Below are 16,616 nucleotides of genomic sequence, written 5' to 3'. Positions count from 1 at the left end.
TTTTTCCCTCCAAAGAATATTTATTATAAATATATGTTTAAAAAATCTATATGTTACTTTATACAATATGAGATAAATCGAAATATTAGCACACTAAAATGAAGTTATGAATAAAATATATGGGAGGTATTAGGATGAATGGTATTAGAAATGATTATTTAAGAAACTTGTTGATAGGTCTAGATAGAAAAGTTCCTATTTTAGGTGGACATGAAATAATTCCTATAAATTTTGATAATGCAGCTACTACCCCAGTATTTAAAAGGGTTATGAGCAGAATGTTAGAAATAAGTGAATACTATGGATCTATAGGAAGGGGTATGGGGCAAAAATCAGAATATTCAACTAAGGTTTATAATGAATGTAGGGAATACATTCTTAAATTTTTTAATGCTCCAAATGATAGATACACAGCTATCTTTGTTAATAATACTACAGAAGGTATAAATAGACTTTCTAATATGCTTATATGTAATAAAAACGACATTGTAATAACTACTAGAATGGAACATCATTCAAACGATTTACCTTGGAGAGGAAAATGTAATCTAGACTATATAGAAGTAGATGACCTTGGAAGATTAATGATTAATGAGCTAGAAGATAAATTAGAAAGCCATAATGGTAATGTTAAATATGTATCAGTTACAGCAGCTTCAAATGTAACTGGTTATGTTAATGATATATATAAAATAGCAAGAATAGTTCATAAATATGGAGCAAAACTAATAGTAGATGGAGCACAAATAGTAGCTCATAAAAAAGTAAAAATGGTAGATGGTGATTTAAATGAATCTATAGATTTTTTAGTTTTTTCAGCTCATAAAATGTATGCACCTTTTGGAAGTGGAGCTATTGTAGGGCTTAAGGATACATTTGAAGAAGTAGAATCAGATTTTAAAGGTGGGGGAACTGTAAATACAGTACTTGATTATGAAGAAGTTTATTTAGATCCTCCAGATAAACAAGAAGCAGGAAGTCCTAATTTTTTTGGAGCGGTAGCTTTAGTTGAGTCAATGAAACAATTAAGGGAAATAGGATATGATGAAATTGATAGTAATGAACATGCTTTATTAAAAAGAGCTATTGATGGAATGAAGAGTATTCCAAAAGTTAGAGAATATGGGGATTTAGTAAATATCGAGGATAGATTAGGTATAGTAGTTTTTAATGTGGAAGGCGTATATCATGCAGAAGTAGCAAGAGCATTAGCAAAGTTAAGAGGAATAGCTGTAAGACAAGGAGCTTTTTGTGCCCACCCATATGTAAAAAGACTTTTAAAGTTAACAAATGAAGAGGCAGCAAAACATTTAACAGATCCAATGTATAAAATGCCTGGTATGATTAGAGCTAGCTTTGGTATATATAATAGTGTAGATGAGGTAGATATATTTTTAAATACTTTAGAGTTAATAAGTAGAATGTGATAAATAAAAAATGAAGGGAAATCCCTTCATTTTTTATTTGTTAAATGTTTTAAATTTAGGCATGGTGTTTTCAAAAATTAAATTTGGTAATCCATTTACTAAAGGAGTAAAGTAATTAAGAGCCTCTTCTTTTATATTATTACCATCATGGTTAATCCATTCAATAGGAAAGTATTTAACGTTATTTGCAACTTTATCAGCTTCAATTAAAAAATGAGATGTTGAATAAGGGGAATTTGAATCTCTTTTAATTGCAACCATATATCCACTATTACCTTCAATGGCAAATTTAAGTGCAGCATATCCAGCATCAAAGGCTTCTGTTAAATCTGTATCTGATGCACAATGAATAGAACATCTTTGTAATACACCAAGTTCAAGAGATTTAACTCTTTTAGTTATTCCAGCATCTATAATTAAGTGTTTTAAATATGAACCAACACCTCCAAGTTGAGCATGTCCAAATTTATCATGGACTTCATCTTTTGCTTCTGTTACAAACTTTCCATCTTTATTTCTAATTCCTTCAGATACAACTATAAAAACTTTATTTTGTTTTTTAAATTTTTCTCTAACATCATTAAGGAATTTTATAGCATCAAAAGCTACCTCTGGTAAATAAATAAAATCGGCAACTTGTTTTCCATCTATTTTAGCAAGACAAGCAGATGCAGCTAGCCACCCAGTATCCCTACCCATTGTTTCTAGTATAAATATGCCATTATTTATATATACTGATGAATCTAAATATGTTTCAAGGGTAGAGGTTGCGATAAATTTAGCAGCACTGCCAAATCCAGGAGTATGATCAGTAAACATTAAATCATTATCTATAGTTTTTGGAATTCCAATAAATTTGATATCAATTCCATTTTCTTTAGCATATCTTCCAAGTTTTGCAGTAGTATCCATTGAATCATTTCCACCAACATAGAAAAATGCTTTTATATTATGAAATTTTAATATTTCTAAAAGTCTATCATATTCTTCAGTTGAATCTTCAAGTTTCTTCATTTTATATCTACATGAGCCTAAGCCAGATGAAGGTGTATATCTAAAGGATTGAATTTGATCATCATTTAGAGATGATAATTCTATTAAACTTCCATTAAGTACACCTTCAATTCCGTTTAATCCACCATAAACTTTATCAAAAGTCTTTAAATCTTTATTTGCTTGTAGTAAACCTACGACACTTGAATTTATAACAGAAGTTGGTCCTCCTGATTGTGCAATTATACAATTTGCCATTTAATATACTCTCCTTTGTGATAAATCACTAAATGTGATATACTTTTTGATTTATTAATATACTCTAATTAATAATATACAACAAAATATTAATTATTAAAAGAGTTTATTTAAAATATTTTACTCATAAATATTGTAGAGCTTAATAAAATATATAGTAGATTTCATAAAAAGAGGAGATATGGAAATGAGTATAAAAGAAGTGGTTCTTATAGGAATAGCTATGGCTATGGATGCATTTGGCCTTAGTATAAGTTTAGGAATAAATCCTATATTAAAAAGAAAAAATAAAATTGGCTTTATATTATCCTTTGCCTTTTTCCAATTTTTATTTATATTTATAGGAGGGCTAGTAGGAGTAGTTTTTAATACATATATAGCTAGTATACCTAATTTAGTAGCTGGAGGGGTTATAGGAGTTATAGGAATTATAATGATAATAGAAGGGTTTAAAAATGAAGATAGAGATGATACTTTTTTAATAAAAAAATGCATGTATATTATATTGGGTATGTCAGTTAGTATAGATGCATTAGTTGTGGGTTTTACAGCCTTTCACCATATAACTTCAGGTATTGTATTATTACTTGATTCAATTATAGTGGGATTAATTACTTTACTTATGTGTTTAATAGGATTTTATATGTGTAGATATATAAGGAGAATAGGTTTTATATCTAAGTATTCAGGATTTTTTGGTGGAATAATTCTTATGATTTTTGCAATTAAAATGATATTTTTTTAAGAGTACAAATAATATGGCTTTATGTTATAATTAAACATATTATAGCTTAGGAGATTAAACAATGGAGTGGAAAACTTTTTTAAAAGAAAAAGAAATAAAAGTTACAAAAGGAAGAGTAGCTTTACTTAATATATTAGAGAGCTCTGATAGTGGATTATCTGCAGATGATCTATATGATGAGTGTAAAAGACAAGGTGTAAATTTAAACCTAAGTACTATATATAGAAGCTTAGAGTTATTTGAAGAAAATGGTGTTATTAAAAGAATCGCTGTTGGGAATGGACCGTCTATATATGCTATGAAAAAAGAAAGTCATGAACATATATTAAAATGTGATATTTGTAATAGACTAGTAAAAATTCCATGTCCGATAGATCAAATAGAAGAAATAATAAAAAAAGAAGTTGGATTTAGTCTTACAGAGCATAAGCTTGAACTGAAGGGTATTTGTGACATATGTAAAAATAAGAAGAGGTAGTTATTTACCTCTTCTTATTTTTTAGTTTGTTATTTTTTGAAATAGTATAACACATATAAGTGTAAGTACAGATGTAATAGCTATTGTTCCTCCAGGAGCACTATTCATATAATATGATAAAATTAATCCGAGCATAATATCTAAAAAGCCAAATATTATAGAGTAAATTAATGTGCTTTTAAAGCTTTTCTTTAATTGCATAGAAGTTGCAACAGGAACTACCATAATAGAGGATATAACTAAAATCCCCATAATTCTTATAGACATAGAAATTGTAGCTCCGACTAATAAGGTAAATATGTAATTTATTAATTTTACTTTAATACCACAAGTCTTGGCACCCTCTTCATCAAAGGTTATGTATACAAGTTTATTGTATAAAACTATTAAAGTTATTAAGCATATAATCCCAATAATTGAAATCATAACTATATCGCTTGTACTTACTGTTAAAATACTTCCAAATAAATAAGAATTAACATTAGTAGAGGCTTTTCCACTACTAATAAGTATAATTGCAATACCTAAACTAAAAGTTAATACTAAAGACATTACTAATTCAGCATATTTTTTATAATAATCTCTTAAGAATTCTATAATGAGTGCACAAAATGTAGTAAATAAAAATGCTGAAATTAATGGATTAACTCCAATAACTAATCCTATGGCAACTCCAGCAAAGGATGAGTGAGATAGGGTATCCCCTATCATTGAATATCTTCTTAGCACCAAAAAAAGTCCTATAAAAGGACATAATATAGCTATAATAAAGCTTGCCATAAAGGCATTTTGCATAAATCCTAATTGAAACATTAAAGCCTACCTTTCTTTGAATAATATAATTTTTTATATTATTTGTTTAAATTGCATTATCTAAAATTGAATTTTGTTCTCTAACTTTAATATAATCTTTCACAGTATATAAATTAATAGTACCATTATGGACTTTAAGTATATGAGTTGAATATCTAATAGCTATATTAATGTTATGCTCTATAGAAATAATAGTTTTATTTTTATCTTTATTTAAAGTATTTAATACTGTATAAATTTCTTTTTGATTTATTTCATCAACTCCTGTAGATGGTTCATCTAAAATTAAAATTTCAGGATTTCCCATTAGAGCACGAGCAATTAATATTCGTTGTTGTTGTCCACCAGATAAATTTCCAAGAAGAGTATTCTTAAAATTATACATATTGACTTGTTTTAAAGCAGATTCTATATTTATATTTTTAGTACTTTTTAATGTTTTTCTATGACAGTCTAATACTTCAAAAACTGTAATTGGAAATTGGGCATTAAACGAATCTAATCTTTGAGGAACATATCCTATAGAAGTAGCTTCATTTTCAATAGAGCCAGAAGAGGGGGATAATAATCCTAAAATTAATTTTATAAGTGTTGTCTTACAGCTACCATTTTCTCCAATAACAGAAACGTAAGCACCTTTAGGAATACTTAAATTAATATTATTAAGTAAGTAAGGTTGCTTATTAGTGTATGAAAAACATAAATTGTTTATATTAATCATTAAATCATCTCCTAAATTTTCTAGCTCTATTATATATGATAATGCAAATAGTTTGCAATAACTACTTTTCATTAGCAACTAAAGTTTCCTTATTTAACTCCCATATTCCTTTTTTATTTTTTGTAAGCTTAGCTTTAACGCTAGATTCAGCATGAGGCTCTTCATGACTAAGCCCATGAGCTTCAACTATAACATTATCACCATCAGCAAAAAGTAAATCATATTGCTGAACTCTAAGTAGTCTATCAGATTTTATATTTCTACTTGTAAAGTGATAGTCTATAGCATAGTTTAAATCTTTTAGCTTATTATTAATTATTAAAGTATAAATAAGGAATGTTGAGGATAATAAAATAGCTATTCCTATAGATATAGCTATAAAGAATTTTTTCCTCCTATGTTTAAGTCTTTCCTTTCTTTTCATTTTTAAAACTTTTCTTGAAACTTTTTTACTCATAAAAAACCTCCTTTAAAAAACCCTTTAAAATAATATTACCATAATTTAACATTAAGTAAATACATATCTTGCTTTATTATAGGTTTAAAACATATAATAGATATATATTTTAAAACATTAGATAAAAAATGAATTGGAGGAAAATATTAAGATGGATTTTTCAAGTTTAGTATTAATGGAGAAAGATAAGGAAACAGGATTTATAACAAAAGAATTAGGAAGTTTTGAGGTATCAGAAGGAGCATTGTATGTAAAAAAGTTATTTGTATTAGATAATATTATTAATTTATATTTTGATACAAATAAAGATGTAGAAGAATGGGAATACTCTGCAATATATGATTTATTTAATTATAAAGTATTTGAAGAAAATGGATTCACAGTAGAAGATGTTTTAGATGAATACAACCCAACATTTATGATAAGGTTTGATTATAACGAGGATTATGCTGTTATTAAAGAAAAACTAGATAAATGTGTAAAGCTAATTGAAGAATCCATGGAAAAGGTATTTAAAGATATTTTAGGTAAGGAACAAGAATATATTTAGAAGGGAGGAGCCTAGTTACTAGGCGAATTTTTATGAGTGAAAGTAAGATTTTAAAAAAAAGGGATGAGATTAAAGAGGAAGATAAGTGGAAAGTAGATAAAATTTTTAAAACAGATGAAGAGTGGGAAGCGGCTTTTAATGAACTTAAAAGCAATGCACCTAGTTTAAAGAATTATGAAGGGAAATTAAATAGTGCAGAAAATATTTTAGAGTATCTTAAACTTTATGTTGATATTGGTATAAAAGCAGAAACTATTTATGTATATGCACATTTAAAGTCTGATGAAGATACTTCAAATTCTAAATATCAAGGTATGATGAATAGAATAGATGCATATATGGCTGAATTCTCAACATATACAGCATATTTTGTACCGGAAATTCTAACTTTATCAGAAGAATTTATAAAAGAGTGTATGGTAAAATTGCCAGAGCTTAAAATTTATGATTTTATGTTTGAAGATATCTTTAAAGAAAAACCTCATATTTTAAGCAAAAATGAAGAAGAACTTTTGGCTAGTGTATCAGATTGTTTAGCAGCTCCAGAAGCAATTCACAATATGTTAACAAATGCAGATCTGAAATTTGGTAAAATTTTAGATGAAGAGGGACATGAAGTTGAGTTAACAGAGGGAAATTATTCATCATTTATAAAAAGTAAAAATAGAAGTGTAAGAAAAGCAGCATTTGAAACTTTATATAAGGAATATAAAGCTTTTGAAAATACTTTAGCTACTGCTTTATCAAGTTCAATAAAAAACTTTAATTTTAATGCTAGAATAAGAAAATATAAAAATGCTTTAGATGCATCGTTAAGTCCTAACGATATTCCACAAGAAGTATATAAAAATGCAATTAAAACTATTAATGATAATTTATCTTCTCTTCATAGATACGTAACTTTAAAGAAAAGATTGCTAGGTCTAGATGAAATGCATATGTACGATTTATATGTTCCAGTTATAGAAATTAATAAAGAACATATAGAGTTTGACAAAGCTATAGAAATGGCTGTAGAAGGTCTTAATCCATTAGGTAAGGAATATTTAAAAATATTTAAAAATGGAATAGAAGAAGGCTGGATAGACATTTATCAAAACAAAGGCAAAAGAGGTGGGGCATACTCTTGGGGAGGATATAGTACAATGCCATATGTACTATTAAACTATAATTATGAATTAAATGATGTATCTACTCTTGTACATGAAATGGGACATTCAATTCATTCATATTATTCAAGAAAAGAGCAACCTTATATTTATGCTGGATATACTTTGTTTTGTGCAGAAGTTGCATCAACTACAAATGAAGCATTACTTATACATTATTTAATAAATAAAGAATCAGATAGAAATAAGAAATTATATTTAATAAACCAAGAATTAGAACAAATAAGAACAACTGTATTTAGGCAATTGATGTTTGCAGAGTTTGAGTTATATACTCATGAAACTTTAGAAAGTGGAAATTCACTTACATCAGATGACTATAATAAGATATGGCATGATTTAAATGTTAAATATTTTGGTAAAGATATGATAGTAGATGAGATAATTGATTCAGAATGGTCAAGAATTCCACATTTCTATTCAGATTTTTATGTCTATCAATATGCAACAGGATATGCAGCAGCATCAGCTTTTGCAAAATCAATATTAGAAGGTGAAAAGGATGCTGTGGAAAAATATGTTGGATTCTTAAAAAGTGGCGGAAGTGATTATCCTATAAATATTCTTAAAAAGGCTGGAGTAGATATGACTACATCAAAGCCATTAGAAGCTACAATAGAAAGATTTAATGAGCTTTTAGATATGTTAGATAAAGAAATTTAATGAGGACTATATGGAGAAATTTGAAAAAGTATTCTATAACTTATTAACTAAGAATGCTGGTTTTTTTATGAAGAATTATTATAGTGAATTTCATAAGAAGACTAAGTGGATTGGGATTTTGGATTTAGGTAATTCAGTTTTAGGTGTAATAGTAACTGGGGATGATGAAGAGGATATAAACTATAGAGAGGCAAAAGAATATTTAACTGGGGCTTTTAATAAGCCTCAGATTTTAAACTCTGTTATACTAGCTTCAGGAGAATATATAGAAAATAAAATATCTAGTAATGAAGATAAGTTAATATTTTCTTTAAAAGATAGAAAGATAATTTATTGTTCTCAATCAGCAAAGCCACTAATACCAATTATTGAGTATATAGTTAAAATAGATACATCTCCTAAAGATAAACTTAATAAATATAAGTTTACATATACATTGATAGTTGTAAATATATTAATATACATGATATCAGCAATTAAAGCTAAAAATATTATATATATAGATATTGGTACTTTAATACAAATGGGTGCTAAAGTTAATCCTTTGATAAATCAGGGACAAATATATAGATTAATAACTTCAGCCTTTTTACATGGTGGAATTATTCATATTACTTTTAATATGATGGCTTTAAAAATAATAGGTGTACAAGTTGAAGAAATATATGGAAGAAAAAAATATGCTGTAATATATTTTTTATCAGCAATAGGAAGTTCTTTTCTTAGTTATTTATTTTCACAAAGTAGCGTTTCAGTTGGAGCATCAGGAGCGGTATTTGGGCTTTTAGGAGCTATGCTTATTTTTGCATTTAATAAAAGAAAAACTATAGGTAAAGAATATATGATGAATATTATTCAAGTAATAATATTAAATATAGTTATTGGATTAACAGCAACTAATATAGATAATTTTGGTCACATAGGTGGATTAATAGTTGGTATTTTAGTAGCAGGAATATTTGCAATTAATAAGGAGTGATAGAGTGAATTTTAAAGACAAATCTCAAGAGTTAAAAATAACTTGGTTATCTATGTTCATATTGGCAGTTACAGCTATATATGATTTTATCTTTAGAGCTGGAATCAAGTTTCCTAGAATAATATTATTAGTAGTTACTATATGGGGAGCTTATATAGTTTATAAAAAAAGCTTTTTAAGAAAATCTAAAACATCATATTATATGGTTTTGATTTTTATATTTTTAGCTATGTATTTTGGAAATGTGTGGGATTTTTATGGCATTCCGCATTATGATAAATTTTTACATTTAGGATCAGGAGCTATAATTGCAATTATTGGTTATGCATTTTTTATAGCATTATGTGGGCAAGATGGATTAAAAGTAATAAATCCTGTTACATCGGTTGTATTTGTAATAATTTTTTCAGCAGCAGCAGCTGGAATATGGGAGATATGGGAATTTACAACAGATTCTCTTTTTGGTTTAACAGCGCAAAATAATAGTTTAAATGATACAATGTGGGATATTATTTGTGGAACATTAGTAGGTATAATAACATCAATTCCAATATATATGTATTCAAAAGGAAAAAATGTGAAATTTATAGGTAATATTATAAAAGAAATGCAAGAATAAATTATAAGTTCTATTTAAGTATAAGTTTACTTAAATAGAACTTATTTTAATTATTATAGAAATAATAATTTTTAGAAAGTTCTATATGATATTTACAAGCTATTTTATAAAGATATTCCTTACATTTATTAAAATTTCTTTCTTTTAATAATTTATAAAAATGATTAGATTCCTTACTTGTCATATAACTTTTAAGTTCATTTTCTAATAATTTTAAAACATGTGTTTTATTCTCTACCAAAATTTCATTGTACATAAAAGAATCTATAAATTTATAAAATTCTATTAAAGAAGTATTTTTATTTAAAATATTATATCCTTCGTATAGTATATTTTCTCCTTGTTCTAGTAAGATGAACTTATAATTCTTGAACTCTGTATCTATATTTTCCTTTAATAATGCATTAGATAGTTCTAAAATAGAATTTACAGCTTTAATTGCAGATATATTCTTATCTTTAACTTCAAGCATTATGTCTAATTCAAAGTCCTTACATAAATCTAAATAATATAAAAAGTTAGTTATATTTAATGACTGGGAATGAGCTCCTAGTTTTTTTAATGGATTTTGTTGACTATAATGAACTTTTATGTTTCCATCTTTTTTATTCCAAGTTTTTTTTACTCTTTTCAATATATTAGAAATAGAGTAATTATTATCATTAAAACATTCATTGTGTAAATTATCAAAAACTACAGGAATGGATAAATTTTCACCAATAAACAGTACATCGTCTATAGAGAAGTTTTTTTCATCATTTTCTATAACTAATCTATTTTTTATATTTTTATCTAAATCTTTAAAAACATTCATAAATCTTTTTATAGCTAATTCTTTATCTCCATAAACACCACCAATATGTAAGATTATTTTATGAGAAGAATCTATGCCTAGTGAATCAAGAAATTTAGCATGGTATTGTAAATCTAGTATAGACTTTTTTACAACATCTTCCTTAGGTGAATTAATTACAGTATACTGACCAGGATGCATAGAGACACGCATAGAATTATTTTTTATGAATTTACCTATATTATTTAGTTCATATTGAAAATAGTTATTCCAATCAAAGGTATTTATTGGATGGCTTCCAAGAGGGATTATATCAGAACTTATTCTAAACATTTTTATTTCTTTATCTCTGTTATAAGAAAGAATTCTTAATAAATCATTTAAATTTTCTTTTATAGTATCGATAAGTAATTTTTCGGAATAATATTTTAATGAGATCCTTCTAGTAGTTTTATAAGGAACTAAAAGAGGAGTACATGCATATCCTATTTTCATTAGACAAAACCTCCTATAACTTTATAGAAATATTATTTAATTAAATAAATTTTTATATACTAAAATAATAAAAGAATAATTAGAAAAACAAGAAAAGGTTTTCTGATTGATGATTTATTAAAAAAATGCTTTAAATCACGAGGAATAATTAAAAAAATCAGATATTTCAAAAAAATATAGTAATTTATTTGGGGGTATTGTATTATATAAATAATTAGTAAATAAAGGAGATGAAAATATGAACGGTAGAGAATATGTTGATAGCGTTCTAGAGCAAGTAAAAAAGAGAAATTCAGGTGAAGTAGAATTTTTAGATGCAGTAACAGAGGTATTAAATTCTCTAGTTCCTGTATTTGATAAACATCAAGAATATATAAAAGCTGGTATTTTAGAGAGAATAGTTGAGCCAGAAAGACAGATATTTTTTAGAGTTCCATGGATAGATGATAATGGAAATATTCAAGTAAATAGAGGTTTTAGAGTACAATTTAATAGTGCTATAGGACCATATAAAGGTGGACTTAGATTTCATCCATCAGTAAATCAAAGTATAGTTAAATTTTTAGGTTTTGAACAAATATTTAAAAATTCATTAACAGGACTACCTATTGGCGGAGGAAAAGGTGGTTCAGACTTTGATCCAAAAGGAAAATCTGATATGGAAGTTATGAGATTTTGTCAAAGCTTTATGTCTGAGCTTTATAAACATATAGGTCCTAATATAGATGTTCCGGCTGGAGATATTGGCGTTGGTGGTAGAGAAATAGGATATATGTACGGATATTATAAAAAGTTAAAAGGTGCAAATGACCAAGGTGTTTTAACAGGTAAGGGATTAACATATGGTGGAAGTTTAGCTAGAACAGAGGCTACTGGATATGGTTTAGTATATTTTACTGAAGAAATGCTAAAAGATAATGGTTTAAGCTTTGCAGGGAAAACAGTAGTAATATCAGGATCTGGGAATGTTGCTATATATGCTACTAAGAAAGCAATGGAACTTGGTGCAAAAGTAGTTGCATTAAGTGATTCTAATGGATATATATATGATGAAAATGGAATTAATTTAGATGTAGTTAGAGAGATAAAAGAAATAAAAAGAGGAAGAATTAAAGAATATATAGACAAAGTTCCAACAGCACAATATTTTGACGGTTTTAGAGGAATATGGTCAATAAAATGTGATATAGCATTACCATGTGCAACTCAAGGTGAAATAGATGCAGAATCAGCAAAAATTTTAGTTAAAAATGGAACCATAGCTGTATCAGAAGGTGCAAATATGCCAACAACTTTAGAAGCTATTGAAATATTGCAAAATGCTTCTATAATGTTTGGACCAGCTAAGGCAGCAAATGCTGGTGGAGTTGCATGTTCAGCCTTAGAAATGTCACAAAATAGTATTAGATTATCATGGTCATTTGAAGAGGTAGATAAAAAACTTCAAAATATAATGACTAATATATATCAAAATTCAAAGAAAGCATCAGAGGAATATGGAAACCCAAAAAATATTTTACTTGGAGCAAATATTGCTGGCTTTATGAAAGTTGCTGAGGCTATGATGTCTCAAGGAATAGTTTAAAATTCAATATAGTAATCTCTATTTTGGGTTTTATAAGCATACCTATTATTATAATTAACATAATAGGTGTGCTTTTATTTTTATTTAATAAAAATAAAATTTTAATGGAAGTTATAAATAAGATTACATGAGGATAAGATATAAGTGTAAGAATTAGAGATGTAAATGTTTAATTTGCAAACTTAATGAAATATTAAGATTTCGCACTTGATTTTTTAAAGTCTATGGAATATATTAAAAAGGATGCAGAGAAGGACATTAATGTATTTAAATAAATTTGTAAATTTTGTAGAGTAGTCCTTAAATTTTATAGGAGTGGATGTAATGGGTGATATAATTTTTTCAGTGACAGCAGTTTTTCAAATATTCGTCTTTGCAATTACAATGTATTATTTTATTCTTGCCTTTATGGGATTAAGAAGAAAAGATGAAAAAAAGAACTACAAACCTGAAAAGAAATTTGCTATGATTGTTGCAGCTCATAATGAGGAAGTTGTAATAGGAAAATTGATAGAGAGTATGTTAAATCAAAATTATCCTAAAGAACTTATAGATATATTCGTAATTGCTGATAACTGCACTGATAACACTGCGAAAATAGCAAGAAAATATGGCGTAAATGTCTATGAAAGATTTAATGATGAGCAAAGAGGTAAAGGTTTTGCGTTAGAATGGATGTTTGCTAAAATATTTAAAATGAAGAAAAAGTATGATGCTATAGCTATATTTGATGCAGATAATTTAGTATCAAAAAATTGGTGTAAAGAAATAAACTCAAAGATGCTAGAAGGATATAAAGTAGTACAAGGTTATATAGACAGTAAAAATCCAAATGACTCATGGATAGCAACTTCATATTCAATAGCTTTTTGGTCACAAAATAGAATGTATCAATTAGCAAGAGCAAATGTTGGATTGTCTAATCAAATTGGAGGAACTGGGTTTGCTATAGATACAGAAGTACTTCAAAAACTTGGTTGGGGGGCCACTTGCCTAACTGAAGACTTAGAGTTTTCATGTAAATTAGTTTTAAATGGAGAAAAAGTAGGTTGGGCACATGATGCTATAATTTATGATGAAAAACCTTTAACATTAAAGCAGTCATGGGTTCAAAGAAGAAGATGGATGCAAGGATTTACAGATGTTGCATCAAGATATTTCTTTAAACTTATTAAAAGGGGCTTAAAAGAGAAGAAATGGTTTATTTTAGATTGTGCCCTTTATGTAATACAGCCATTTTTAACATTAATGTTAGGTATTTCATTATTACTAACAGTTCTTCAAGTAGTTAGTTCAAATGGATTAAATATATTCTTAATAAGTTATTTATTTGGAGATGTTTTATTTAAGGCGTTAGCTGTTATACAATTCCTTATAACGCCTTTAATTATGAAATTAGATAATAAAATTTCTTCAGGGTTCTTTTGGATGATTTTATTTTATTCCTTAAGTATATTTATTTTACCAGCAATATTAGGCGATGAAGGTAATATGGGTACATTTATATTAGCTAATGTAGTGTATAATGGAGCATTTTTATTAGCTACAGGATTATTCTTAGGAAAGAAGAATTTAATATTATTCTTTAGATTTTTATTATATGCATTATATACATTAACTTGGATTCCTATAACAATACAAGGTATGTTGAAAAAGAATAATAAGGATTGGAATCCAACAAAACATGTTAGAAGTATAGAAATTTGTGATGTATAGAAAAACCAGCGAATACGCTGGTTTTTATTTTTATTATAATTACAAAGAACAAATGTTTGACAATTTTCTTTAAAACAATTATATTTTAAAAGAAACATTAATTATGTTAAAATTATAAAGATTGTATAGAAGATGTATACTTGGATAAATTATATTTTGAAAGTATGCATTATAAATTATCTATTTTATTTTGGAGGTTAGAATGAGTGATGATTTAATTAAGGGATACGATGTTACCGATTTAACATCCTTAGAAAAATTAGAACCTGTAAGAGTTAGACCAGGTATGTATATAGGGTCAACGGGAAGCAAGGGGTTACATCATTGTATTTGGGAGATATTAGATAATTCAATAGATGAAATTTCAAATGGTTATGGCGATAAAGCAATAATAATTTTAAATAAAGATAAAAGTGTTACAGTTATAGATAATGGTAGAGGAATACCTACAGGAATACATCCAGTTAAGAAAAAGTCTGGGGTAGAGATGGTATTTACAGAATTACATACTGGTGGGAAATTTGATAATAAAAATTATAAAACTTCAGGTGGATTACATGGAGTTGGAGCAGCTGTTGTAAATGCTCTTTCAAAATGGTTAGAGGTTGAAGTTCATCAAAATGGTAATATATATAAACAAAGATTTGAATACTGCTATGATAAAGATCTAAAAAAAGATATGCCAGGAACAGCGGTAGGAAAACTTGAATCTGTTGGAAAGTCAAAAGATACTGGTACAAGAGTTACATTTATGCCAGATAAAGAAGTTTTTTCTACAGTTGATTTTAAATTTGATATTATAGATGAAAGGCTACAAGAATTGGCATTTCAAAATAAAGGGATACATTTAGAGCTTATAGATAGAAGAAAAGATGAAGAAACAAAGAAAGAATATTATTCAGAGAGAGGACTTCTAGATTTTATAGATTATTTAAATGAAAGTAAGACTACTCTTCATCCTAATCCAATTTTCTTTGAAGGAGAAAGAGCACTTGATTCTACCCAAATGTTTGGTGAAGTATGTATTCAATTTACAGATTCAACAACAGAATATATAGCAAGTTATGTTAATAATATACCTACAACTGAAGCTGGCACTCATGAAACAGGGTTTAAAACAGGAATGACTAGAGCTTTTAAAGAAGGTGCAAAAAAGTTAGGTATATTAAAGGAAAAGGACAAAGATTTTGAAGGTGACGATTTAAGAGAAGGTATGACTGCAATAGTAAGGATTAAAATAACTAATCCTGTATTCGAAGGACAAACTAAAACTAAGTTAGGAAGTAGTGAAGCTTATACCATGATGAATGATTTAGCTTATACTAAGTTTGGTGAGTGGATAGAGGATAATAAAGATATTGCAACAATGATAATAAATAATGCTCTTCAAGCAGCACAAAGAAGAGAAAAAATAAAAAAAATAAATGATGCTGAAAAGAAAAAAGTAGGTAAAGGAACTGCTCCTTTAGCAGGAAAAGTTGCAGTATGTACTTTGAAAGATAATGCAGTAAATGAATTTATAGTAGTTGAGGGAGATTCTGCTGGTGGTTCAGCTAAACAAGCTAGAGATAGAAGATTTCAAACTATAATGCCATCTAAAGGTAAGATAATGAATACTGAAAAACAAAAGCTTGAAAATGTTTTGGCTTCAGAGGAATTAAAAATATTTAACACAGCAATTGGCACAGGAACATTAGATAATTATAAAGAAGAAGATTTGAAGTATGATAAGATTATTATAATGAGTGATGCTGACGTAGATGGTTATCATATTAGAACCTTATGGATGACGTATATTTATAGATATATGAGACCACTTATAGCTAATGGACATTTGTATCTTGCGCAACCACCACTATACAAGGTGTATAAAAGTTCTAAAAGTGGAGAAATTTCTAAATATGCATACAGTGATGATGAATTAGAAAAAGTTAAGAAGAAAATTGGAAAAGGTGCTCTTATACAAAGATATAAAGGACTTGGAGAAATGAACCCAGAACAGTTATGGGATACAACATTAAATCCTGAAACAAGAACCCTACTTCAAGTAACAATTGAGGATGCAGCAAAAGCTGAAAAGATGGTTTCATTATTAATGGGTGATATAGTGGAGCCAAGAAAGAATTATATGTATAAGTACGGTGAATTTTAATAG

15 protein-coding genes are annotated in these 16,616 nt (G+C 27.4%); 10 read left to right on the top strand and 5 right to left on the bottom strand.

The features are described from left to right. Positions 1-134 precede the first annotated feature (134 nt). Positions 135-1,427 carry an aminotransferase class V-fold PLP-dependent enzyme gene (locus CP523_RS02910; RefSeq protein WP_066677015.1) on the top strand — a complete coding sequence of 431 codons (1,293 nt, stop codon included), beginning with the start codon at positions 135-137 and terminating at the stop codon, positions 1,425-1,427. Between the two features lie 33 nt (positions 1,428-1,460). On the opposite strand, the gene CP523_RS02905 is transcribed toward CP523_RS02910, so the two are convergent. Beyond that, positions 1,461-2,678 (bottom strand): 6-phosphofructokinase, encoded by a 1,218-nt coding sequence (locus CP523_RS02905; RefSeq protein WP_066677014.1) that lies wholly within the window; start codon positions 2,676-2,678, stop codon positions 1,461-1,463. Positions 2,679-2,865: 187 nt separating this feature from the next. Between CP523_RS02905 and CP523_RS02900 the strand changes: the two genes are divergently transcribed. Further along, positions 2,866-3,423 (top strand): manganese efflux pump MntP, encoded by a 558-nt coding sequence (locus CP523_RS02900; RefSeq protein ID WP_066677012.1) that lies wholly within the window; start codon positions 2,866-2,868, stop codon positions 3,421-3,423. Positions 3,424-3,484: 61 nt separating this feature from the next. Next, positions 3,485-3,901: a Fur family transcriptional regulator gene (locus CP523_RS02895; protein ID WP_066677010.1), complete on the top strand. Its 417-nt coding sequence runs from the start codon at positions 3,485-3,487 to the stop codon at positions 3,899-3,901. 21 nt (positions 3,902-3,922) lie between these two features. Here CP523_RS02895 and CP523_RS02890 read toward each other — a convergent pair whose 3' ends face one another. The 3 genes from CP523_RS02890 to CP523_RS02880 all read right to left on the bottom strand — a co-directional run bounded on the left by CP523_RS02890 (position 3,923) and on the right by CP523_RS02880 (position 5,892). After that, on the bottom strand, positions 3,923-4,714 hold the full coding sequence (locus tag CP523_RS02890) for a metal ABC transporter permease (RefSeq protein ID WP_066677008.1): 792 nt from the start codon (positions 4,712-4,714) through the stop codon (positions 3,923-3,925). A 46-nt stretch (positions 4,715-4,760) separates the two neighbouring features. Continuing rightward, positions 4,761-5,435, bottom strand: coding sequence for a metal ABC transporter ATP-binding protein (locus CP523_RS02885; RefSeq protein ID WP_066677030.1), 675 nt, complete (start codon positions 5,433-5,435; stop codon positions 4,761-4,763). Positions 5,436-5,496: 61 nt separating this feature from the next. Then, positions 5,497-5,892, bottom strand: coding sequence for a hypothetical protein (locus tag CP523_RS02880; protein WP_066677007.1), 396 nt, complete (start codon positions 5,890-5,892; stop codon positions 5,497-5,499). A 151-nt stretch (positions 5,893-6,043) separates the two neighbouring features. On the opposite strand from CP523_RS02880, the gene CP523_RS02875 reads away from it, so the two are divergent. From CP523_RS02875 to CP523_RS02860, 4 genes are read left to right on the top strand one after another with little or no spacing between them, the layout of a single operon-like run. Next, positions 6,044-6,442 (top strand): DUF6762 family protein, encoded by a 399-nt coding sequence (locus tag CP523_RS02875; protein ID WP_066677006.1) that lies wholly within the window; start codon positions 6,044-6,046, stop codon positions 6,440-6,442. Positions 6,443-6,474: 32 nt separating this feature from the next. Further along, positions 6,475-8,274 carry an oligoendopeptidase F gene (pepF, locus tag CP523_RS02870; RefSeq protein WP_066677004.1) on the top strand — a complete coding sequence of 600 codons (1,800 nt, stop codon included), beginning with the start codon at positions 6,475-6,477 and terminating at the stop codon, positions 8,272-8,274. Between the two features lie 10 nt (positions 8,275-8,284). Continuing rightward, a complete protein-coding gene (locus tag CP523_RS02865; protein WP_066677002.1) occupies positions 8,285-9,253 on the top strand; it encodes a rhomboid family intramembrane serine protease in 969 nt (322 codons plus the stop codon). A gap of 4 nt (positions 9,254-9,257) precedes the next feature. Then, the gene (locus tag CP523_RS02860) at positions 9,258-9,872 is read left to right on the top strand and encodes a DUF2238 domain-containing protein (RefSeq protein WP_227909584.1); all 615 of its coding nucleotides are present in this window, start codon (positions 9,258-9,260) and stop codon (positions 9,870-9,872) included. Positions 9,873-9,918: 46 nt separating this feature from the next. Here the strand turns inward: CP523_RS02860 and uvsE are convergent, their stop codons facing one another. Next, positions 9,919-11,160: a UV DNA damage repair endonuclease UvsE gene (uvsE, locus tag CP523_RS02855; RefSeq protein ID WP_066677001.1), complete on the bottom strand. Its 1,242-nt coding sequence runs from the start codon at positions 11,158-11,160 to the stop codon at positions 9,919-9,921. A gap of 238 nt (positions 11,161-11,398) precedes the next feature. Here uvsE and gdhA point away from each other — a divergent pair, with 238 nt between their 5' ends. The 3 genes from gdhA (at position 11,399) to CP523_RS02840 (ending at position 16,613) form a co-directional block, all read left to right on the top strand. Next, the gene (gene gdhA, locus CP523_RS02850) at positions 11,399-12,745 is read left to right on the top strand and encodes an NADP-specific glutamate dehydrogenase (RefSeq protein ID WP_066677000.1); all 1,347 of its coding nucleotides are present in this window, start codon (positions 11,399-11,401) and stop codon (positions 12,743-12,745) included. Between the two features lie 324 nt (positions 12,746-13,069). Continuing rightward, entirely contained in the window at positions 13,070-14,461 is a 1,392-nt protein-coding gene (locus CP523_RS02845) for a glycosyltransferase family 2 protein (protein ID WP_066676999.1), read from the top strand. 202 nt (positions 14,462-14,663) lie between these two features. Further along, positions 14,664-16,613, top strand: a complete 1,950-nt coding sequence (locus tag CP523_RS02840; RefSeq protein WP_066676998.1) for a DNA gyrase/topoisomerase IV subunit B — start codon at positions 14,664-14,666, stop codon at positions 16,611-16,613. The last annotated feature ends 3 nt before the right edge of the window (positions 16,614-16,616 follow it).

This window comes from Clostridium septicum (assembly GCF_003606265.1).
GTDB classification, from domain to species: domain Bacteria; phylum Bacillota; class Clostridia; order Clostridiales; family Clostridiaceae; genus Clostridium; species Clostridium septicum.
The sequence above is the reverse complement of the archived record's forward strand: the minus strand, read 5'-3'. Positions and strand labels throughout refer to the sequence as shown.